Origin of the sequence: Phenylobacterium montanum (assembly GCF_018135625.1) — a bacterium.
In the GTDB taxonomy this organism is placed as follows: domain Bacteria; phylum Pseudomonadota; class Alphaproteobacteria; order Caulobacterales; family Caulobacteraceae; genus Poindextera; species Poindextera montana.
Genome location: NZ_CP073078.1, coordinates 1,759,823 through 1,781,632 on the forward strand (window position 1 = coordinate 1,759,823; position 21,810 = coordinate 1,781,632).

Consider the following 21,810-nt stretch of genomic DNA (forward strand, 5'->3'; position numbering starts at 1 on the left):
GGATTATTTGCTAGGCCAGCGCCTTACGCCGCCGCGCCGAAGCTCAGCCCCTCATAACGGCGCAGGTGGTGGTCCACCGAGCCGAACAGGCCTTCGATGATGGTGGCGCGCTTGAAGTAGTGGCCGATGGCCATCTCGTCGGTCATGCCCATGCCGCCATGCAGCTGGATGGCGTTCTGGCCGACGAACTTGCAGGCGCGGCCGACCTGGACCTTGGCCGCCGAGATGGCCTTGGCCCGCTCATCATCGCTCTCGCCCAGCTTGATCGTGGCCATGTAGGTCATCGACACCGACTGCTCGACCTGGATGAACATGTCGACCATGCGGTGCTGCAGCACCTGGAAGTTGGCGATCGGCTGGCCGAACTGCTTGCGCTGCTTGGTGTATTCCAGAGTGCCTTCGTGCAGCTTGCGCAGGGTCCCGACGGCCTCGGCGCAGACCGCGGCGGTGGCTTCGTCGATCACCTTCTGGACCAGCGGCAGGCCTGCCCCTTCGGCCCCGATCAGGGCGTCGGCGCCGACCGAGACGTTCTCGAAGAAGACTTCCGAGGCCCGCGCCCCGTCGACGGTCGGATAGTCGCGGGTGACCACGCCCTTGGCGTTCTTGTCGACCACGAACACCGAGACCCCGCCCTCGTCGCGCTGGCCGCCGCCGGTGCGGGCAGTGACGATCAGGTGGCTGGCCCAGGGCGCGCCCACGACCACCGCCTTGTGGCCGTCCAGCACCCAGCCCGAACCGTCCTTCTTGGCCGTGGTCTTCAGGTCGCTCCAGGTATAACGGCCTTGCGGTTCGGCGTAGGCGAAGGCGAAGGTCGCCTCGCCGGCCACGATGCCGCCGATGAGGTCGGCCGCGCCGGCATAGCCCGAATGCTTCAGGAAGCCACCGCCGATGACCACGGTGCCGAGATAAGGCTCGACCACCAGGGCTTTGCCGAACTCCTCCATCACCACCATGTTCTCGGTGGCGCCGCCGCCGAGGCCGCCCAGCTCTTCCGAGAACGGCGCACCCAGGATGCCCAGCTCCTCGGCGAAGGCCTTCCAGTAGTCGGGCCGCCAACCGGCCTCCGACTTCACGATCGCCCGGCGGGTCTCGAAGTCGTACTTGTCCTGCAGAAAGCTCGCGACCGTGTCGCGCAGCATCGATTGTTCTTCGGTGAAGCTGAAATCCATTTTTTCCTCGCCTGGCGGTCCCCGGCCGGGCTTTTTGGCCGGGAACGATGTCATTCAAACATACGTTCGAAACGCGGCCTAGAGCCCCAGCACCATCTTGGCGATGATATTGCGCTGGATCTCGTTCGAGCCGCCGTAGATCGAGGTCTTGCGGCCGTTGAAATAGGTCGGCGCGGTGTCGTGGGCGTATTCGGGGCCGATCGGATGGGCGTTGTCGCCATCAGTGGGGAAGCCGCGGAAATAGGGCGCGCCGTAGTGGCCTGCGGCCTCCAGGGCCAGCTCCTGCACCCGCTGCTGGATCTCGGTGCCCTTGATCTTGAGCAGCGAAGATTCCGGCCCAGGCCCCTTGCCCGCGGCCTCGCCGGCCAGGGTGCGCAGCTCGGTGTATTCCAGCGCAGTCAGGTCGATCTCGAGCTCGGCCACCTTGCGCTTGAAGAAGGGGTCGGCCAGCAGCGGGCCATTGTCGTCGGCGCGCTCGGTGGTGGCCATCTTGCGCACCCGCTCGATGCCGCGCTTGGAGCGGGCGACGCCGGCGATGCCGCTGCGCTCATGCGCCAAGAGGAACTTGGCCGCGGTCCAGCCCTGGTTCTCCTCGAAGATGCGGTTTTCCACCGGCACCTTGACGTTGTCGAGGAAGACGTCGTTGACCTCGTGCTCGCCGCCAAGGGTGATGATCGGGCGCACGGTGATGCCGGGCGTCTTCATGTCGATCAAAAGGAAGCTGATGCCGGACTGCGGCTTGGCGTCGGGATCGGTGCGGACCAGGAAGAAGCCCCAGTCAGCGAATTGGCCGAGCGTGGTCCAGGTCTTCTGGCCATTGACGATGTAGTAGTCGCCCTCGCGCACGGCGCGGGTGCGCAGGCTCGCCAGGTCAGAGCCCGAGCCCGGCTCAGAATAGCCCTGGCACCACCAGATGTCGCCATTGTAGGTGGGTTTGAGGAACCGTTCCTTCTGCGCCTGGGTGCCGAAGGTGTATATCACCGGCGAGACCATGTTGATACCGAACGGCAGGATCGGGATGGTGTCGGCGCGGGCCTGCTCTTCCGACCAGATGTACTTTTGGGTCGGGGTCCAGCCAGGACCACCCCATTCCTTCGGCCAACCCGGCGCAACCCAGCCCTTCTTGGCCAGGATCTTGTGCCAAGCCAGGTAGTCATCCTTGGAGAGCGCGTCCTCGCTCAGCTGCTTGTCGCGCAGATTGGCCGGATAGTTCTCGGCGATGAAGCGGCGCGCCTCGTCGCGGAAGGCGAGATCCTCAGGCGAAAAATCGAGGTTCATGGACGTCTCCTAAACTCCCTCGGCGCGCCTTCCCCGGCGCTCCAGCCGCATTCGTGACCGATGATAAGGATCGCTCCGGGCTTTGCATAGATGACGTTAGCGTCAACGTCATCTATGCCGCCCCCCGGAACACCCCTGGCGGCTCGATCATTGCGCCGGAGCCCGCCACGGTCCATCACCAAACCATGCCCCGCATCCTGACCTACAACGTCCATCGCTGCGTAGGCCCCGACCGGCGGCTCGACATCGGCCGGGTGGCGGATGCGATCGCGGCCTGCGAGCCCGACATCGTCGCCCTGCAGGAGCTGGACGTCGGCCGTCCCCGCACCGGCGGCCTGGACCAGGCGCACGAGATCGCCCAGCGGCTGGGCATGAGCTTTCACTTCAACGCCGCCCTGCGGGTCGAGGAGGAGCAGTACGGCGACGCCATCCTGACGCTGCTGCCTGAGCGGCTGGTCAAGGCCGGCCCCCTGCCGGGGCTGGATCCCCGCGTGCCGCTGGAGCCGCGCGGGGCGCTGTGGGTCGAGGTGACGGTGGACGGCCGGCCGCTGCAGGTGATCAACACCCATCTGGGCCTCGCCCCCGGCGAGCAGCAGCGCCAAGCCCGGGCCCTGGCCGGCGACGCCTGGCTGGGCCATCCGGAACGGCGAGACCCGGTCATTCTTCTGGGCGACTTCAATGCCGGCCCGGCCTCGATCGTGCATCGCACCCTGAGCCGTCGCCTGACCGACGCCCGCCGCCTGACGCATCATCGCCGGCGCACGCCGACCTTTCCGTCCCATCTACCCCTGCTGCGCATCGACCACGTGTTCGTCAGCCATGGAATCCGGGTGCTGCAGCTCGACGCCCCGTTCACGGTCCAGACCCGCATGGCCTCCGACCACCTGCCCCTGGTGATGGCGTTCGAGCTGCAATAGGGTTCACCCGCCCCGGCTCGGGATGGTCAGCCCCCGCTGCACCGCCGGCCGCGCCAGGCCGCGCTCCAGCCAGGCGGCGACCTTTTCGAACCGGTCGAACCCCACCAGCTCCCGCGCCTCGTAGAAGCCGATCAGGTTGCGCACCCAGCCCAGGGTGGCGACATCGGCGATGGTGTAGTCCTGGCCGACCAGCCAGGGCCGGTCCGCCAGCCGCGCGTCCAGCACGCCCAGGATGCGGATCGCCTCGTCGCGGTAGCGGTGCAGGGGCCGCTTGTCCTCGTATTCGCGCCCGGCGAACTTGTGGAAAAAGCCGACCTGACCGAACATCGGCCCGACCGCGGCCATCTGGAAGAACACCCATTCCAGGGTCTCGTAGCGCCCGGCGGGGTCGGTCGGCATCAGCTGTCCGGTCTTCTCCGCCAGATAGACCAGGATCGCCCCGCTCTCGAACAGGCCGATCGGCCGCCCGCCGGGGCCGTCCGGATCGATGATGGCGGGGATCTTGGCGTAGGGGCTCAGCGAGACGAACTCAGGCTCCTTGTTCTCCCCGGTCATGATGTCGACCAGATGCGGCTCGTAAGCCAGGCCCAACTCCTCCAGCATGATCGACACCTTGACCCCGTTGGGCGTCGGCAGGCCGTAGAGCTGGATCCGGTCTGGATGGGCGGCCGGCCAGCGGCGGGTGACGGGAAAAGCGGAAAGGTCAGACACGGGGAACTCCTGCCAGGAACAAGGTCGCTGAACCTAGATGGGGGCTCGCAGCACGGCGGAAAGGCGCCTCGCGGCGGGCAGGCCCCATCCCGAGCGTTACGTGTCGTTCACTTGTCCCGCGGCGAGGACGGGTGTTCCATCGTGCTCAAACAAGACCGATGGGAGGCCGGCCATGGCCGATGGCGCCATAAATCTCCTCAGCGCCGCGCGCGAGGAAGCCTATTCCACCCCGCTGGACCAGCTGGACGTCAGCCTGGGCGAGCGGTTCCAGCACAACGTGATGTGGCCGTTCTTCGAGCGCCTGCGCCAGGAAGCGCCGGTGCACTACTGCCGGACAAGCGAGTACGGCCCCTACTGGTCGATCACCCGCTATCACGACATCGTCGAGATCGAGACCAATCACGGGGTGTTCTCCTCGGAGGGCAGCATCACCATCGAAGAACAGCGCGACGACTTCGTGCTGCCGATGTTCATCGCCATGGACCCGCCCAAGCATGACGCCCAGCGCAAGGTGATCGCGCCGATCGTGGGGACCGAGAACCTGGCCCACCTGGAACCGATCATCCGCCAGCGCGCCGGCCTGATCCTGGACGAGTTGCCGATCGGCGAAACTTTCGACTGGGTGGACAGGGTCTCGATCGAGCTGACCACTCAGATGCTGGCCACCCTGTTCGACTTTCCTTTCGAGGAGCGGCGCAAGCTGACCTACTGGTCAGACCTGACCACGGTCGACATGAGCGACGTGATGACCGAGGAGGAGGCCAAGGCCGAGCTGATGGGCTGCGCCTTCTACTTCCAGAACCTGTGGAACGAGCGGGCCAACAAGCCGCCGTCGACCGACCTGATCTCCATGCTGGCCCACGGCGAATCGACCAAGGACATGCCGCTGATGGAGTTCCTGGGCAACATCCTGCTCCTGATCGTCGGCGGCAACGACACCACGCGCAACTCCATCACCGGCGGCCTTTTGGCCCTGAGCCAGAACCCGGACCAGTTCGCCAGGCTGCGCGCCAACCCAGGGCTGATCAGCTCGATGGTGCCGGAGATCATCCGCTGGCAGACCCCGGTCGCCCACATGCGGCGCACGGCGAAACGCGACTTCGACTTCCATGGCCAGACCATCCGCCAGGGCGACAAGGTGGTCATGTGGTACGTGTCCGGCAACCGGGACGACACCGTGATCGAGCGGCCCGACGCGTTCATCATCGACCGCGAGCGGCCCCGCCAGCACCTGTCGTTCGGCTTCGGCATCCACCGCTGTGTCGGCATGCGCCTGGCCGAGATGCAGCTGCGCATCGTCTGGGAAGAGATACTGAAGCGCTTTCCGGTAATCGAGGTGGCGGACGAGCCGGTGCGGCTGAAATCCAACTTCCTCAGGGCCTATCGCAGCATGCCGGTGCGGATTCCGGCGCGGGAGTAGGCTTGGGTTGGCTCCGCGGCGATCCTCGAGGGGGCGCTGGGGGACTACCGAGGCCCCTGCTCGCCAAAAGAAGCCACCAAAGCCAAGCAGAGCCTCGCCCAAACGCAAAGGCGCAAGCGAATTTTGGCCCGGGCGCGGCAAGCCGGAAAGAAGGCCTTAGCGGGGCTGTTGGCCTCATCGTTGGATCGTTGTGGAGCCAGCGCCGTCGCCTTGCAGTCATGACGCTTGAATTCGGCGGATTGCCTGGATCGCTTGAGGCCGGGCTCACCGCATCAGGTCTCGCGGGCGAGGTTGTCCGGCCGGCCCTGATCGTTGGGCGGGCAGAGCTTACGCAACCGCGATATCGCGTCGCAACAATCCGTCGCCCGACACGTTGGTCTGACGCCGCTCCTCCTCCAGGGTCAGGACCCCAAATGCGCCTGCCATTGATTGCGCCGGCCGATCTCACGCCTGAGCAAAGGCCGTTCTACGACGACATGCGCGAGAACGGCGCCCGAACATGAATAGGCCCGACAGCACAATTCCGCGGCCCCGGGGCGCCGCGCCGGCGGAGAAGGCGAAGCCCTGCGCCTCGCCGTTCCAGAGCATCGCCCTTCTGCTCCAGGGCGGCGGCGCGCTGGGCGCCTATCAGGCGGGGGTCTACGAGGCGCTGCTGGAGGCCGGCGTCGAGCCGACCTGGATCGCCGGCATTTCCATCGGCGCCATCAACAGCGCCATAATCGCCGGCAACCCCCGCGAAACCCGCATCGAAAAGCTTCGCGCGTTCTGGGATCTGGTCAGCGACGCCGGAGACGGCGGCTGGTCTGCGGCCTTGGAGGGCCTGGTTCGGGGGGAGGCCTTGCGCGGCTGGGTCAACCAGCTGGCCGCCGGCGAGGTCATGATCCGGGGCGTCCCCGGCTTCTTCACGCCGCGCCTGCCGCCGCCCTACCTGGTCCCGCCCGGCGCGGCTGGAGCCACCAGTTGGTACGACACCGCCGCGCTGCGCTCGACGCTCGAAAGTCTGGTCGATTTCGACCGCATCAACACCAGGGAGATGCGGTTCAGCATCGGGGCGGTGAATGTCCGAACCGGAAACTTCGCCTATTTCGACAATGAGACCGACACGATCGGCCCCGAACACGTCATGGCCAGCGGCGCCCTGCCGCCCGCCTTCCCGCCGGTGGAAATCGATGGTGAATTCTACTGGGACGGAGGCATGGTCTCGAACACACCCCTCGACTGGGTGCTGTCGGCGCGATCCAACCTCGACACGCTGGTCTTCCAGGTCGATCTCTGGAGCGCCATGGGCGAGCTCCCCCGCGACCTGGCCAGCGTGGCGGTGCGGATGAAGGAGGTGCAGTTCTCCAGCCGCACCCGGGCCGCCACCGACGATTTCCGCAGGCTGCAGGCCCTGCGCGCCACCTTCAACCGGCTGCTGGCCCAGATGCCGCCCGAACTCGCCGCAACGCCTGAAGCGCGTCTTCTGGCCAAGGCTTCCGACCCCGCCGTCTACAACATCGTCCAGCTGGTCTACCGCTCGCCCACCTATGAGGGCCAGTCGAAGGACTACGAGTTCTCGCGCCGGACCATGGAGGACCACTGGTCCGCCGGCCGGCGGGATGCGGAGATCACGCTCGCCCATCCCGAGGTTCTGACCTTGCCGACGGCTGCGAACGCCGTTCACGTCTACGATTTCATCACGCCCCGGCACGACCGCTCGGGCGTCGCCCCCGGCCCGGCGGCGGGGCCCGTCCGACCAGGTCATCGGTACGGCGCTTGAGGAGGGTTTGAGTGACCGCACTCGCGATCCGTCACCGCACCCGTTACCGCTACAATCAGGCTGTCAGCTTTGGGCCGCACCGGTTGATGCTGCGCCCACGGGAGAGCCGCGATCTCCGCCTGATTTCCTTTGAGTTGTCGACCTCGCCCGAGGCGTCGGTGACTTGGGCGCAGGACGTGTTCGGCAATGCGGTGGCGACGGCGACATTCGGGCCCATGGCCGACGCGCTGGTGATCGAGAGCGTCGTGGAGCTAGAACTCAGCGCCGAGGCTTGGCCTGTGTTCGACATCGCCGCCCAGGCCGTTTCCTATCCGTTTCAATATGCCGATGATCAATGGACCGACCTGGGCGCCTTGACGGTCCAGCAATACACGGACCCCGGCGCGCGCCTCGCGAACTGGGCGCGCGCCATCGTTCGCAGCCCGCGAACGGATACTCTTGCCGTGCTGAAAGATTTGAGCGCCAACGTCTCGGCCAGCGCGAACTACCAGAGCCGGGAGGATGAGGGCGTCCAGGCGCCGACCCAGACCCTGGACGGCGGCTGGGGTTCCTGCCGGGATTTCGCGGTGTTGTTCGTCGAGGCGGCGCGCAGCCTGGGTTTCGGCGCCAGGATCGTGTGCGGCTATCTCTATGACCCGGGACGCCAGCTTCAGGGAACCCGGGGCGCTGGTTCGACCCATGCCTGGGCGGAGGTGTTCGTCCCGGGCGCCGGTTGGATCACGATCGACCCGACCAACCGCAGCCTCGGCGGCTGCAACCTGATCCCGGTCGCCGTGGCCCGCGATCTGCGCCAGGCGATGCCCATCGCAGGCGGCTTCATCGGGGCGTCCGACGCCTTTCAGGAATTGGCCGTCGAGGTGCAGGTCGCCGGCTGAGCCGCCGGCCCGTCGCCAGCAAGTCTTTCGGCGAAGCCCCGTTTCAGAGGCCTCGCCAAAGCGAATTCAACGATCGCCGTCGAGAACGATGGTGGCGATCAATATTTATTTGAACTAGCTCAAATCCATCGGGCCGACTGCTGATCCGAGATCGGGGCGCCATCGTCGAGGCGCGCCGCCATGTAAGCGCCGACCGCCGCGCCCTGGGCGTCGAATTCACAGCCGTCAGCGTCCAGCGCGATCAGCGTGACCTCCAACTCGCCGCCGTCATCCAGGCGCAGGCGCAGGCCCATCGGCCTGGCGAACTCATCCGGATCGTTGGGGATCAGCGAAGAAAAGTCTCCTTCGAGATTGCCATTCGCCACGCGCAGCGGCCCACGGCCGAACAGGTCGAGTTCATAGGTCACCTGGACCGCACCGGCGGGCCAGACCAGTTCGCCGCCCCCGCGCAGCGCGCCCAGGAGGCGCAAGCGCGTCCGATCGTGAGCTTTGCCATGAACGCCCCAGCCGCCGCGGGTCTGTGGCGCGGCCGATGGTGCGGCTTTGGACCGATGGGCCACAGGGGGCGCGACGCTCATGACGCGACTTTCCAATGCGGATGCAGCTGCGCAGATATCGCGCCGACTTTCATCCTCAGGCGGCGAAGCGCCGCAATTAAGTAAACATAGCGAGAAAACATCAAATTGTCGCGCGATTTATCTCGCACGATTTCAAGCCTCAACGCATCATACGGTTTATCGCTTCGAAGTAATATCGAGGAATTATTCAATAGTAGCGCTGTCAATTTTAATGCTGGCGATGTATATTTCCAAACCAATCCAATTGCACGCTCTTGACCGGATCATTGATCCGCCCGAATGGCCGCCGCTGTGGCGGATTGAGCGTCACCGCCAAAGTCTGGAAACCCTCTGACAACCCGCACCAAGCGACACGTTGAACTGCTTGACCTGGCCGATGGATTACGCCGCTACGCCAGGGACAGGCAGGCCGACGCCAACGCCGCCTTCCTTCTGGTTCACCAGGCCCTTTCGGCCGCCTTCTCCGAGTCCCCGGATCAGCGTTCGAGCGTTTCGCTGGAAGCCTCGCTGCGACGCGATATCGATCGGGGTTTCGCCGCCCAGATGGGGGCCCGCCTCTCGATCTTGCGGCCATAGGGCCAAACGGGCCGCCTCGCACGCCGGCTCAAATCGCTGCCGTCTCTCAGTCCTCATCCCATGGGGGCGGCAGTCGGCCAGATTTGAACAGGATCAGCGGGTGCTCGTCATAGTCGCCCATTTCCACGTCTGCGGTCACGGAAAAGGCGACCACGCCGAGCCGAAGCGGCGCCAGCCGCTCCGCCTTTCGCCGCGCTTCCTCCGCCGTCTTGCAGCCCACCTGGGGCTCCGCCTTCAGGCTCTGGCCGCGGCCGGCGACATAGGCCTGAAGGATATGAACGGTCTCGCTCGGCATGGTGTGGCAAAGACCACATCCGGCGCCAGATAGCCATCCCAGCCAACCGCTCGCGCCTGAATCGGACCCGGCCGCTTCCCGGCTCCCGTCGCCCGAGATGTCCGCTGTCGAGCGCCCCCAATATTTCAGTTGGCCACCTGCAGCGGCCGCTCATCGCGATCCCACGACCGAACGGACACGGCCTAGGATCGCCGCTTGGCTTTTTCGGCGGCGGCTACGGCGAAGAGCCCGCCCAGCGCGAAGTCGACCAGGTGCTCGATCAGGTCCTGGTCGCCGCGGCCTTGCGGGTCCGAGGCCGGCAGCAGATGCGCCATCAGGTCTCGAGGGGCGATGAGCATTACCTGACATGGCGTGATCACGCTGAGGCAGCTGCGCGCCACGGCGGGATGGTCGGGCGGGAGCTCCATGATCTGGCCTATGATCGATCGCAGGATGGCCAGCTTGGGCAGACCCTCGGCCTCGACGAGCAAGCGCTCAAAAGTCGGCGACAGCGAAAGGGCTTCACGCCCTATCAGCCGCAGAACCCAGCTGCGCGAGGCCGGGCCCGACAAGGCGGTGATCGCCAGCTGCATGATCGCCCGCAGCTTGGACCGCGGATCAGTGTCCGCCGCCGCGATCGCCGCCAGATCGCCGATCCTGGGCAACCGGTCGCGCGCTTCGATCAGCACCGCCTCATAAAGGCCGTCCATGCCGCCGAAATAATAGTTGATCGCCGCCGGGTTCATCCCGGCCTGCGCGCAGATGTCAGCCCCCCGCGCGCCGTCGAATCCCTTGTCGGCGAAAACCTCTCCTGCGGCGTCGAGCAGCCGCGTGCGTGCGCTCGGCCGATCGGTCGCCGGCCCGGGATCCGCCCTGTGCGCGCTCCGTTTGATAGGCGTCCTCATGACTCATCATACGACAGCTTTGATCATCGTTCAAAATTCAATTTAAAATTTGAATTTGACAACACGCGGCCGGGGTAGACTATCGTCGCGCTCGAGGTGACGCATGAAACGAACTCCGGTGGTCATCGCCGTGTCGGCGCTCCTGCTAATGGGCGGCTTCTTCTGGTGGCGAAACCTCGATCACAAGCCGGCCAGCGAAATCACCCTCTATGGCAACCTCGACCTGAGGCAGGTCGAACTGGCTTTCAACGGCGCCGAACGCATCGACGAGGTTCTTGTCAGCGAAGGCGACCATGTCCATCGCGGCCAGATCCTGGCTCGGCTCGATACGGGCCGCCTGGCGCCGCAGGCCGCCCAGGCCCAGGCCCAGGTCGCGACCCAGCAACAGGTCGTCGATCGGCTGCGCCACGGCAGCCGCCCTGAGGAGATCGCGCAGGCGCGCGCCAACCTCGTCCAGGCCGAAGCCGAAGCCGTCAGCGCCAAGGCGCGCTACGAGCGCATGCGGGACCTGGCTCAGAACTCGAATGGGCGGGCGCTCAGCCGCCAGGACCTGGACGACGCCAAGGCCGCCGCCGACGCCGCCGCCGCTCGCGCCGAGGCCAGCCGCCAGGCGCTTCGCCTCCAGGTGATCGGCCCGCGCCGCGAGGATATCGCCCAGGCCCAGGCCCAGTTGGCGGCGAGCAAGGCCCAGGCCGCGCTGCTGCGCAAGCAACTGGCCGACGCTCAGCTGGCAGCGCCGCTGGACGCTGTAGTCCGCTCTCGCCTGGCCGAGCCGGGCGAGATGGCCTCACCGCAGAAGCCCGTCTTCTCCCTGGCGATCACCGACCCCAAATGGGTCCGCGCCTATGTCAGCGAGACCGACCTTGGCCATGTGCATCCGGGCATGGCCGCCACGGTCACCGTCGACGCCTTCCCGAAGCAGGCTTTCAAAGGGTGGGTCGGCTTCATTTCGCCGGTGGCCGAGTTCACGCCCAAGACCGTCCAGACGCCCGACCTGCGCACGAGCCTGGTCTACGAAATCCGGGTGTTCGTGAAGGATCCGCATGACGACCTCCGGCTCGGCATGCCCGCCACCGTCCATTTGCCTTTGCACGCGGGGGACACGGCGCGATGACCGCCCCCGCCCCGGGCTTGCCGGTCGTTGTCGGCCGCGATCTGCGCAAGCGCTTCCAGCAGGACAAGACCGAGGCTGTTCAAGCCCTCGCCGGCGTGTCGCTGGAAGTCGCGGCCGCAGGTGTCTCGGCCCTGGTGGGCCCCGACGGCGCCGGCAAGACCACCCTGATCCGCATGATCGCCGGCCTGGTCACGGTCGAAGAGGGCCAGTTGACCGTGCTCGGGCTCGATGTGGCCAAGAACCCGCAGGCGATCCAGGACCAGATCGGCTACATGCCGCAGCGCTTCGGCCTCTATGAGGATCTTAGCGTAAGGGAGAACCTGGACCTCTATGCCGATCTGCACGGCGTATCCGCTGCGGAACGGGCGGAGAAATATCCGCGACTGATGGAGATGACCGCGCTGGGCCCCTTCACCCGGCGGCTCGCGGGCAAGCTTTCCGGCGGCATGAAGCAGAAGCTGGGCCTGGCCTGCACCCTGGTCCGCTCGCCCCGGCTGCTGCTGCTGGACGAGCCCACCGTGGGGGTCGACCCGCTGTCGCGGCGCGAGCTCTGGGAAATCATCGCCGCCCTGGTTCGCGACGAGCAGGTCCCGGTGCTGGTCAGCACCTCCTATCTCGACGAGGCCGAGCGCTGCGACCACGTGGTGGTCATGCACAGGGGCGCCGTGCTCGCCCATGGCCGTCCGAGCGAGGTGACAGCGATGGCTCAGGGCCACACCTTCGCCGCCGCTCCGCCCCGGGATGAAGCGCCGCGCCGGCTGCAGGCGCGCCTGCTCGGCGATCCAGGCGTGACCGACGCATCTCCCGACGGCGGGCGGGTTCGGGTCGTGCGTAGCGCCCACCCCGGCGGTCCAGCCCTCGCCGAGCTTGATCTCGCCGCGGTCCGGGCAAGGTTCGAAGACGCCTTCATGATCCTGCAGCAGTCCGCCGATGCGCCGGCGGCGGATGGCGACGCTGCGCCGGCAGCGTCTCTGCGGCTGGAGCGGACGGTGACCGGAGCCAGGGACGAGGTGGTGGTCGAGGTCAGGGACCTGGTCAGGCGCTTCGGCGACTTCGTGGCCGTCAATCACATCGACTTCCAGGTGCGGCGCGGCGAGATCTTCGGGCTCCTGGGCCCCAACGGCGCCGGCAAGACCACCACCTTTCGCATGCTGTGCGGCCTGCTCACCGCCACCGCCGGCAGCCTGCATGTCGCCGGGGCCGACCTTCGCCGCAGCGGGGCCCGCGCACGGCGCAAGCTCGGTTATGTGGCGCAGAAGTTCTCGCTCTATGGCCAGCTGACCGTGGACGAGAACCTGGACTTCTTCGCGGCCGCCTATGGCCTGCACGGCGCCGAGCGGCGCCGTCGGATCGACTGGGCGATCGAAGAATTCGCCCTGCGCCCGATGCTCGACATGCTCGCTGGCAAGCTTCCCGGTGGGTTCAAGCAGCGACTGGCCATGGCCGCGGCCCTGCTGCATGAGCCGGAGATCCTGTTTCTCGACGAAGCCACCAGCGGCGCCGATCCCGTCGCCCGCCGCGAGTTCTGGCGGCGGATCAGCATGCTGGCCGACCAGGGCGTGACCGTGATCGTCACCACCCATTTCATGGCCGAGGCGGAATATTGCGACCGTATCGCCATCCTGGATTCGGGCCGGGTGCTGGTTCAGGGACCGCCCGCCCAAATTCGGGCGCTCGGAAAATCCGCAGGCACCCCTGACCCGACCATGGACGACGCCTTCATCGCCGTCATTGAAAAGGCGCGCGCCGAAGCCCCGCGGGAGCACGCCGCATGACTGCCCCCGGTGGTGCTCGCCTGACCGCCAAGGGGCGGCGGATCTGGGCGCTGGTGCGCAAGGAAGGCCGGCAGGTCGTGCGCGACCCGTCCAGCTTCGCCATCGGCGTGGTGCTGCCGTTGATGCTGATCCTGCTGTTCGGCTACGCCATGTCGCTGGACGTCAAGCATGTGCCGATCGCGCTGGTGATTGAGGACCGCTCGACCGAAGCCGCCGAGATCGCCGCCAGCTTCCAGCTCTCCCCCTATTTCGATGTCCATCGCGCCGGGTCGACGATAGAGGCCCGAGAGATGATGCTGGCCCAGAAGGTCGATGGCATCGTCGATGTGCCGGCCGACTTCACCCGCCGAGCCGCCAACGGCGACGCCAGCGTCCAGATCCTGGTGCACGGCGTCGACGGCAACCGCGCCCGGATCATCGAGGCCTACGCCGCCGCCGCCGTCGCCCAGACCAACGCCCGGCGCGCGGCCGAAGGCGAAGCGGGCGGGCCCGGCGGCGGTCGGGCGGTGGTCGAAAGCCAGCTGTGGTTCAACGCCGCCAACGACACCCGCTATTTCCTGGTGCCCGGCCTCATCGTGCTGATCATCACCCTGATCGGCGCCTTCATGACCTCGATGGTGGTCGCCCGCGAATGGGAGCGAGGTACTTTCGAAGCCCTGTTCGTCAGCCCGGTGCGCACGGACGAGATCCTGATCGGCAAGACCATCCCCTATTTCCTGCTGGGCATGGGCGGCCTGGCCCTGTGCATGCTGTCGGCGCGGTATCTGTTCGACGTACCGTTTCGCGGCTCGCTGTTGACCTTGATCGGCGCCTCGATGCTCTACCTGCTGGTCTCGGTGGCGACCGGCCTTTTGATCTCCTCGACCTTCAAGAGCCAGTTCCTGTCGAGCCAGGTCACCCTGGTCGCCACCTTCATGCCGGCCTTGATGCTGTCCGGCTTCATCTACGACCTGCACAGCGTGCCGACCGCGGTGCGGCTGATCAGCTATGGCGTGCCGGCGCGCTACTATGTCAGCCTGCTGCAGACCCTGTTCCTGGCGGGCGACGTGTGGAGCGTGGTGCTGCCGAACGCCGCCGTCCTGGCGGTCGTCGCAGCCGTCATGCTGGGCCTGACCCGCCGCGCCACGCGCAAGCAGCTGGGCTGAGCGGTCATGTGGGATTCAGTCCGCCGCGTCTTCGCCCTGATCCGCAAGGAGCTTCTCGCCGTCCTCAAGGACGCGCGCACCCGCAATATGCTGATGCTTCAGCCCGTGCTCCAGTGCCTACTGTTCGGCTACGCCGCAACCCTCGACCTGAGCAATGTCCCCTACGCCGCCTTCGACCGCGACCACAGCGAAGCCTCCGCCGCTCTTCTGGCCAAGCTCGACGGCTCAGGCGCCTTCCACCGCATCGCCAACCTGACCGAAGCGGCGCAGATGGCGCGGCTGATCGACAATCGGCGGGTGCTGATCGTGGTTCAGATCGATCCGAACTTTCAGCGCCGGCTCTCCGCCGGCGAGGATGCGCCCGTGCAGGTGATCGCCGATGGGCGCAATTCCAGCACCGCCGGCACGGCCATGGGCTATGTCAACACCGCGGTCGAGAGCTTCAACGCCGACTGGCTCCGCGACCACGGCCTGCCGCCGCCGCCCGTGCAGCTCGTCGCGCGCGCCTGGTACAACGCCAATCTGGAGACCCGCTGGAACCTGGTGCCGGCCCTTGTGGGCACCATCACCATGATGTCGACCCTTATGCTGGCGGCCCTGTCGGTGGCCCGCGAGCGCGAGGAAGGCACCTTCGACCAGCTGCTGGTCGCGCCCTACAGCCCCACCGAAATCATGGTCGGCAAGGCCATTCCCGCCATGCTGATCGGGGTCGTCCAGGCGACCAACGCCTTGCTGGTGGCGCAACTGTGGTTCCGCATCCCCTTCGCCGGCTCCTACGTCACCCTCTATGTCGGCCTGGTGCTGTTCCTGCTGGCGGCGGTAGGAATCGGCCTGTTCGTCTCGTCGATCGCGGCCACCATGCAGCAGGCCATGCTGTTCGCCTTTGTCGTGATGATGCCCTTCGCGCTGCTGTCGGGCATGACCACGCCGATCAGCTCCATGCCGCCGATCATCCAGAACTTCACCCTGATCAATCCGCTGCGCTACGCCATCGATCTGGTCCACCGGGTCTATCTCGAGGGCGTGGGCCTGGACCGTCTGGTTCCCGACCTTTGGCCGATGGCGATCATCGCCAGCGTGACCCTGGCGGGCGCGGCCTGGATGTTTCGCAATCGGCTCGAGTAATCGCCATGAGCAAGCCCGCCCTCCGCCGTCTCCTTTTCACCCTGCCGCCGATCGCGCTGCTGGCCGGCTGCGCGGTCGGGCCGGATTTCAAGGCGCCGAGGCCGGATGTCCCAGCGACCTGGAGCGCCAGCGCTTCCGCCGCTGGGGTCACAACCGCGCGGGCCGATGCGGCCGCCGCCTGGTGGACCAGCTTCAACGACGCCGAGCTGACCTCGCTGGTCAGCCGCGCCCGCGCCGCCAACCTCGACGCCCGTCAGGCCATGCTGCGCATCGCCGAGGCGCGCGCCCAGCGCGAGATCGCCGGCTCCGCCCAGTGGCCCCGCCTGACGGCCAACGCCTCGGCGCAGGACAACCGGTTGAGCGAATCGACCCCGACAGGCGGCCTGTTCAGCAAGATCGGCCAGTTTCCCGGGCTCAAGGGCGTCAGCATCCCCAACCCCTACAGCCAGTACCAGCTCGGCTTCGACGCCTCGTGGGAGATCGACCTGTTCGGGCGCGTGCGCCGCTCGGTCGAGGCCGCTAAGGCCGACACCAGGGCCTCGATCGAGGATAGCCGCGCCGTCATGGTCTCGACCCTGGGCGAAGTCGGCCGCGCCTACGTCGACCTGCGCGGCGCCCAGGCCAAGCGCGCGGTGCTTGAAGAGAGCGTCATTACCGCCGCTGACCTCGCCGCCCTGGCCGGCCAGCGCAACGCCGCCGGCCTTTCCAGCGACATCGATCTGTCTCAGGCCCAGGCCCAAGCCAAACTCGCCGAAGCGCAGATTCCGCTGCTCGACCGTCAGATCACCCAGGACATCAACCGGCTCAGCCTGCTCCTGGCCCTGCAGCCCGGGGCCTTGCGCGCCGAGCTGGACGCTGCGGCCCCGGTCCCGCCGGCCCCGCCGTCGGCGCCCATCGGCCTGCCGGGCGATCTGGCCCGCCGCCGACCCGATATCGGCGCGGCCGAAGCGCGGCTGCACGCCGCCACAGCCCGAATGGGCGTGGCCGTGGCCGATCTCTATCCACGGGTCACCTTGGGGGTTCAGGGCGGCTTTCAGTCCGAGGAGGCTTCCAGCCTGACCGACTGGGCCAGCCGCTTCTTCAGCGCCGGCCCCCAGGTCCAGTTGCCGATCTTCGACGGCGGCCAGCGGCGCGGCGCGGTCCGGCTGGCTGACATCCACGCCCAGGAGGCCGCGCTGGATTATCGCCGCACGGTGCTGGACGCTCTGCACGAGGTCGGCAACGCCCTGGCCGCCTGCGCCGCCGATCAGAGCCGCGACGCCCTGCTCGCCGCCACCGTCGCCCGCAACCGCGACGCGCTCGACCTCTCGCGCCAGCGCTACGCCAGCGGCCTGGCGAGTTTCATCGAGGTGCTCGACGCCGAACGGACCCTGCAACAGAACCAGCTTTCCCTCGCCGACGCGACCACAGCGGTCTCGACCGACCTGATCGGGCTCTACAAGGCGCTGGGCGGCGGCTGGTCATAGGATCACCCCTGGCCCAGGTCCCCGCCGAGCGCCTTGTAGATCGAGACCACGTCGACATTGGCGTTGACCTGGGCCTGGGTCAGGGCGTCCTCGGCCTCGAGGCGGCTGCGTTCGGCGTCCAGCACGCGCAGGAAGTCGATACGGCCCTCCTTGTAGCGGATGTGGGCCAAGTCGGCGGCCCGGCGGGCGGCGTCGACCTGCTGCGACAGGCTGACCACCTGCAGCTGGCGTTCGCGATAGGCGACGATTGCGTTCTGCAGGTCCTCGACCGCGCGCAGCACGGCCTGCTGATAGGCGGCCGCGGCCTCATCCTGGCGCGCTTTCTGGGCCCTCAGGCGTGCTCGGACCGTGCCGAGGTCGAGCCCGGGCCAGGACACCGCCGGGCTGACCGACCAGGCCTGGGAGCCCTTGCGGAACAGCGACGAGACGTCGCCCGACAGGAAGCCGACGAAGCCGGTGACAGTGATGCGGGGAAAGAGGTCCGCCGTCGCCGACCCGGTCCGCGCCGTCTCGGCCGCTAGCCGCCGCTCGGCCGCGCGCACGTCCGGCCGCCGGCGCAGGAACTGCGAGGCCTCGCCGATCGGCACGGCCGCCGGCGCGGCGGGCCCGACCGCCGACGCGGCCAGTTCCGCATCCAGCGCGCCCGGGCGCACCCCGGTCAGCACCGCGAGCCGCTGAGCGGCTTCGGATTCGGCGGCGCGCAATTCCGGTATCGTCGCCTCGGTAGCGTTCAGCCGGGCGCGGGCGCTCTCCATGTCCACCGGATCGCCGGTCCCGACATCCATACGCACCTGGGTCAGGCGCAAGGTGTCGCGTGAGGTCTCTGCGTTCTCTTCAGCCACCGCCCGCCGCGCCTGGGCGCCCCGCAGAAGGAGGTAGTTGCGGGCGATCTCGGCGGCGACGATCACCTGCGTATCGCGCAGGTCTTCTGCCGAAGCCTGGGCGTCGGCCCTGGCGGCCTCGACCTGATGCCGGACCCTGCCAAAGAGGTCGATCTCCCACGCGGCATCCAGGCCCAGCTGGGCCTGCTCGCCGTCGACCGGCTTGGTGATGAAGCCTGGAACCTGCTCGCGGCTGCGAGCATAGGCGCTGTCCGTGGTCACGTGCGGCGCCAGGTCCAGCTCGGCGCCGCCGAACAGGGCCCGCGCCTCGCGCACATGGTCTAACGCAACGCGGATGTCGAGGTTGGAAGCGAGGCCGCGGGCGATCAGCGAGTCCAGCTCCGGATCGCCGAAGGCGCGCCACCAGCCGCCGGCGGGCGCGGCGGCGGCCGTCAGGCGCGGGTCCGCCGGCGCCAGCGCCACCGGCGCTTCCTGCGGCGCATGATAGGTCGGCCCCACGCTGAAGGGCGCGGCGCCGGCCGGCGATGCGGCCAGGCTCGCAGCCAGGGCGGCGGCCGGGAAGAAACGGCCAGATCGGTTCATGGACAAAGCTCCTTGCATGGCCCGGCTCATTCGGCCGGAACCAGGACGTCGGACTTGGGCGCGCTAGCCTTGGTTCCACCATGGGTCTTGTGGCGGGAGCGGGTCAGGCGGCGGACGGTCCAGTAGAAGACGGGGGTCAGGGCGAGGCCGAACAGGGTCACCCCCAACATGCCGGAGAACACTGCCACGCCCATGGCCCGGCGCATCTCCGCCCCCGCGCCGGTGGAGACCGCCAGCGGGGCCACGCCCATGATGAAGGCCATCGAGGTCATCAGGATCGGCCGCAGGCGCAGGCGGCAGGCGTCGAGGATCGCCTGCAGCAGCGGCTCGCCCTCCTTCTCGCGCTCGCGGGCGAATTCGACGATCAGGATGGCGTTCTTGCAGGCCAGGCCCACCAGCACGATCAGGCCGATCTGGGTGAAGATGTTGTTGTCCCCGTGGCTCAGCTGGACCCCGACCAGGGCGCATAGCAGGCACATCGGCACGATCAGGATCACCACCAGCGGCAGCGTCCAGCTCTCGTACTGGGCGACCAGCACCAGGAAGGCCAGGAGCACGCAGAGCGGGAAGACGAACACCGCCGTATTGCCCGCCAGAATCTGCTGGTAGGTCAGTTCGGTCCATTCGAAGCCCATGCCGGGCGGCAGGTCGCGCTGGACGATCGCCTCCAGGGCCTTCTGCGCCTGGCCGGTGGAATGACCGACCGAGGGGCCGCCGCTGATCTCCGCGGTGAGCAGGCCGTTATAGTGCGCGGTCCGTTCCGGCCCCGTCGCCTCATGGGTGGTGACGAAGGCGCCCAGGGGGATCATCTGGCCGGCGGCGTTGCGCGTCTGCAGGCTGAGGATGTCCTCCGGCTGCAGGCGGAAGCGCTGGTCGGCTTGCACGTTGACTGGATAGGTGCGGCCGAAGCGGTTGAAGTCGTTGACATAGAGCGATCCCAGATAGACCTGCATGGTCTCGAACAGGTCGGTCAGGGAGACGCCCTGCGCCCTCGCCTTCTCCCGGTCGATATCGGCGCGGATCTTCGGCACGCCGATCTGGTAGGAGGAGAAAACCCCGGCCAGGTTTGGGTCCTTGGCCGCGTCGGCCGTCACCTTCTGCGTCGCCTGGAACACCGCCTCCGGCCCGAGGCCCGAACGGTCCTCGATCTGCAGGCGGAAGCCGCCCAGCGTACCCAACCCCTGCACCGGCGGCGGCGGGAAGACCGCGATCTGAGCCTCGGGTATGGCCGAGAGCTTCTGGTTCAGCTGGGCGGCGATGGCCGTGGCCGACAGGTCCTTTGATCTGCGCCTGTCGAAGCTCTCCAGCGGGAAGAACACCGCGCCGGCGTTGGGGCTGTTGACCAGGCCGTTGACCGAAAGGCCCGGGAAGGCCACCGCGTGGGTGATCCCCGGGGTCTTCAGGCCGATATCGCTGATCTTGCGCACCACCGCCTCGGTGCGGTCGATGCTGGCCGCGTCCGGCAACTGGGCGATGGCGACCAGGTAGAGCTTGTCCTGCTGCGGCACGAAGCCGCCGGGAGTACGGGCGAAGGCCAGCACCGTCAGGCCGATCAGGCCGGCATAGAGCACCAGCGCGATCGAGCTCTTCCCCAGAAGCCGCGAGACGCCGCCGACATAGCAATGGGACAGCCAGGCGAAGCCGCGGTTGAACGGCCGGAACAGCCAGCCGAAGCCGCGCTCGATCAGGCGTTCCAGACGGTCCTTGGGCGCATGGTGCGGGCGCAGCAGCACCGCCGCCAGGGCCGGCGACAGGGTCAGGGAGTTGAAGGCCGAGATCACCGTGGAGATCGCGATGGTCAGGGCGAACTGGCGGAAGAACTGGCCGCTGAGCCCGGTGATGAAGGCGGTCGGCACGAACACGGCGCAGAGGACGAGCGCGGTCGAAATGATCGGGCCGGTCACCTCCTTCATCGCTTGGCGCGTGGCGTCGGGCGGGGAGAGGCCGAGGGCGATGTTCCGCTCGACGTTCTCGACCACCACGATGGCGTCGTCGACCACAATGCCGATGGCCAGCACCAGGCCGAACAGGGTCAGGGCGTTCAGCCCAAAGCCCAGCATCAAAAGGACCGCGAAGGTCCCGACCAGGCTGACCGGCACGGCGGCCAGCGGTATCAGCGAGGCGCGCCAGTTCTGCAGAAACAGGATCACCACCAGCACCACCAGGGCCAGGGCTTCGAACAGGGTGTGCACGACCGCGTTGATCGACTCGTGCACGAAGCCGGTGGTGTCGTAGACGATGTGGTAGCGGACCCCTTGGGGGAAGTCCTTGGCCAGCCCGTCCATGGTCTTCTTGACGCCATCGGCCATCTGCAGGGCGTTGGTGCCCGGCCGCTGGAAGATCGGCAGGGCGACCGCCGGCTTGCCGTCCAGCAGCGAGCGCAGGGCGTAGCTGTCGGATCCCAGCTCGATGCGGGCCACGTCGCGCAGGTGGCTGATCTCGCCGTGGGGCCCGGCGCGGACGATGATGTCGCCGAACTGCTGCTCGGTCTCCAGCCGCCCCTGGGCATTGATCGAGATCTGGAAGTCGGCCTGGCCGGGCGCCGGCGGGGCGCCGACCTGACCGGCGGCGACCTGCACGTTCTGCTCGCGCAGGGCGGCGACCACGTCGCCCGGCGTCATAGAGCGGGAAGCCAGCTTTTCCGGATCCAGCCAGATCCGCATCGAGTACGGGCCCTGGCCGAACATCTGCACGTCGCCCACGCCATAGCTGCGGGCCAGGGCGTCCTTGACATGCAGCTGGGCGTAGCTGGCCAGGTAGCCCATGTCGTAGCGGGTATCGTCCGAGGTCAGGTGCACCACCTCGACTAGGGTCGGCGAGGCCTTTGTGGTAGTCACGCCCACCCGCTGCACCTCGTCCGGCAGCTTGGACAGCACCTGGGCGACGCGGTTCTGCACCAGGACCTGGTCCTTGTCCGGGTCGGTGCCCAGGGCGAAGGTGATGGTCAGGGCCATGGCCCCGTCGGGGGTCGACTGCGAAGACTGGTAGAGCATGCCCTCGACGCCGTTGATCGACTGCTCGAGCGGGGCGGCGACGGTGTCGGCGATGACCTTGGTGTCGGCGCCGGCATAGGCTGTGCGCACCACCACGGTCGGCGGCACGACTTCCGGATATTCGGCGATCGGCAGGATCGGCAGGGCGATCAGGCCGGCGACGAAGATGACGATCGACAGCACCGCGGCGAAGCGGGGCCGGCCGATGAAGAAGCTGGAAAAGTTCATGGAATTGGCCCCGTCAGGGTGAGCGGAAGGCTCCGGCCGCTGAAAGGCGGCCGGCGCTGGGCGTTCAGAAGAAGAGGT

At 67.6% G+C, this 21,810-nt stretch carries 18 protein-coding genes; 10 read left to right on the forward strand and 8 right to left on the reverse strand.

All coding sequences use genetic code 11. From position 1 onward, the window contains the following. Positions 1-23: 23 nt before the first annotated feature. Positions 24-1,169 carry an acyl-CoA dehydrogenase family protein gene (locus KCG34_RS07780; RefSeq protein WP_211939812.1) on the reverse strand — a complete coding sequence of 382 codons (1,146 nt, stop codon included), beginning with the start codon at positions 1,167-1,169 and terminating at the stop codon, positions 24-26. Between the two features lie 78 nt (positions 1,170-1,247). Next, positions 1,248-2,447: an acyl-CoA dehydrogenase family protein gene (locus KCG34_RS07785; RefSeq protein ID WP_211939813.1), complete on the reverse strand. Its 1,200-nt coding sequence runs from the start codon at positions 2,445-2,447 to the stop codon at positions 1,248-1,250. Between the two features lie 53 nt (positions 2,448-2,500). Between KCG34_RS07785 and KCG34_RS07790 the strand changes: the two genes are divergently transcribed. Beyond that, a complete protein-coding gene (locus KCG34_RS07790) occupies positions 2,501-3,364 on the forward strand; it encodes an endonuclease/exonuclease/phosphatase family protein (RefSeq protein ID WP_367576022.1) in 864 nt (287 codons plus the stop codon). Between the two features lie 3 nt (positions 3,365-3,367). On the opposite strand, the gene KCG34_RS07795 is transcribed toward KCG34_RS07790, so the two are convergent. Further along, a complete protein-coding gene (locus KCG34_RS07795; RefSeq protein ID WP_211939814.1) occupies positions 3,368-4,075 on the reverse strand; it encodes a glutathione S-transferase N-terminal domain-containing protein in 708 nt (235 codons plus the stop codon). A 172-nt stretch (positions 4,076-4,247) separates the two neighbouring features. Between KCG34_RS07795 and KCG34_RS07800 the strand changes: the two genes are divergently transcribed. The 3 genes from KCG34_RS07800 (at position 4,248) to KCG34_RS07810 (ending at position 8,129) form a co-directional block, all read left to right on the forward strand. Then, a complete protein-coding gene (locus KCG34_RS07800) occupies positions 4,248-5,495 on the forward strand; it encodes a cytochrome P450 (protein ID WP_211939815.1) in 1,248 nt (415 codons plus the stop codon). A gap of 499 nt (positions 5,496-5,994) precedes the next feature. Then, entirely contained in the window at positions 5,995-7,254 is a 1,260-nt protein-coding gene (locus KCG34_RS07805; RefSeq protein WP_211939816.1) for a patatin-like phospholipase family protein, read from the forward strand. Positions 7,255-7,265: 11 nt separating this feature from the next. Further along, positions 7,266-8,129, forward strand: a complete 864-nt coding sequence (locus KCG34_RS07810) for a transglutaminase family protein (RefSeq protein WP_211939817.1) — start codon at positions 7,266-7,268, stop codon at positions 8,127-8,129. A gap of 119 nt (positions 8,130-8,248) precedes the next feature. Here the strand turns inward: KCG34_RS07810 and KCG34_RS07815 are convergent, their stop codons facing one another. Next, positions 8,249-8,707, reverse strand: coding sequence for a hypothetical protein (locus KCG34_RS07815; protein WP_211939818.1), 459 nt, complete (start codon positions 8,705-8,707; stop codon positions 8,249-8,251). Here KCG34_RS07815 and KCG34_RS07820 point away from each other — a divergent pair. Beyond that, the gene (locus KCG34_RS07820) at positions 8,706-9,041 is read left to right on the forward strand and encodes a hypothetical protein (protein ID WP_211939819.1); all 336 of its coding nucleotides are present in this window, start codon (positions 8,706-8,708) and stop codon (positions 9,039-9,041) included. The genes KCG34_RS07815 and KCG34_RS07820 overlap by 2 nt on opposite strands. Before the next feature lie 288 nt (positions 9,042-9,329). On the opposite strand, the gene KCG34_RS07825 is transcribed toward KCG34_RS07820, so the two are convergent. Together KCG34_RS07825 and KCG34_RS07830 are read right to left on the reverse strand one after the other, a co-directional pair. After that, positions 9,330-9,578, reverse strand: a complete 249-nt coding sequence (locus tag KCG34_RS07825; protein WP_211939820.1) for a hypothetical protein — start codon at positions 9,576-9,578, stop codon at positions 9,330-9,332. 182 nt (positions 9,579-9,760) lie between these two features. Continuing rightward, a complete protein-coding gene (locus KCG34_RS07830; protein WP_211939821.1) occupies positions 9,761-10,462 on the reverse strand; it encodes a TetR/AcrR family transcriptional regulator in 702 nt (233 codons plus the stop codon). A 103-nt stretch (positions 10,463-10,565) separates the two neighbouring features. Here KCG34_RS07830 and KCG34_RS07835 point away from each other — a divergent pair, with 103 nt between their 5' ends. Genes KCG34_RS07835 through KCG34_RS07855 form a run of 5 tightly spaced genes read left to right on the forward strand, consistent with a single transcriptional unit; the run spans position 10,566 to position 17,087 of the window. Further along, positions 10,566-11,576, forward strand: a complete 1,011-nt coding sequence (locus KCG34_RS07835; protein ID WP_211939822.1) for an HlyD family secretion protein — start codon at positions 10,566-10,568, stop codon at positions 11,574-11,576. Beyond that, complete coding sequence (locus KCG34_RS07840; RefSeq protein ID WP_211939823.1) at positions 11,573-13,351, forward strand: ATP-binding cassette domain-containing protein; 1,779 nt, start codon at positions 11,573-11,575, stop codon at positions 13,349-13,351. The genes KCG34_RS07835 and KCG34_RS07840 overlap by 4 nt, the downstream gene beginning before the upstream one ends. Next, entirely contained in the window at positions 13,348-14,496 is a 1,149-nt protein-coding gene (locus KCG34_RS07845; RefSeq protein ID WP_211939824.1) for an ABC transporter permease, read from the forward strand. Before KCG34_RS07840 ends, KCG34_RS07845 begins: the two co-directional genes overlap by 4 nt. Positions 14,497-14,502: 6 nt before the next feature. After that, entirely contained in the window at positions 14,503-15,621 is a 1,119-nt protein-coding gene (locus KCG34_RS07850; RefSeq protein WP_211939825.1) for an ABC transporter permease, read from the forward strand. 5 nt (positions 15,622-15,626) lie between these two features. Continuing rightward, a complete protein-coding gene (locus KCG34_RS07855; protein WP_211939826.1) occupies positions 15,627-17,087 on the forward strand; it encodes an efflux transporter outer membrane subunit in 1,461 nt (486 codons plus the stop codon). A gap of 2 nt (positions 17,088-17,089) precedes the next feature. Here the strand turns inward: KCG34_RS07855 and KCG34_RS07860 are convergent, their stop codons facing one another. Beyond that, positions 17,090-18,511: an efflux transporter outer membrane subunit gene (locus tag KCG34_RS07860; RefSeq protein ID WP_211939827.1), complete on the reverse strand. Its 1,422-nt coding sequence runs from the start codon at positions 18,509-18,511 to the stop codon at positions 17,090-17,092. 26 nt (positions 18,512-18,537) lie between these two features. Further along, positions 18,538-21,732 (reverse strand): efflux RND transporter permease subunit, encoded by a 3,195-nt coding sequence (locus tag KCG34_RS07865; protein WP_211939828.1) that lies wholly within the window; start codon positions 21,730-21,732, stop codon positions 18,538-18,540. Positions 21,733-21,810: the final 78 nt, after the last annotated feature.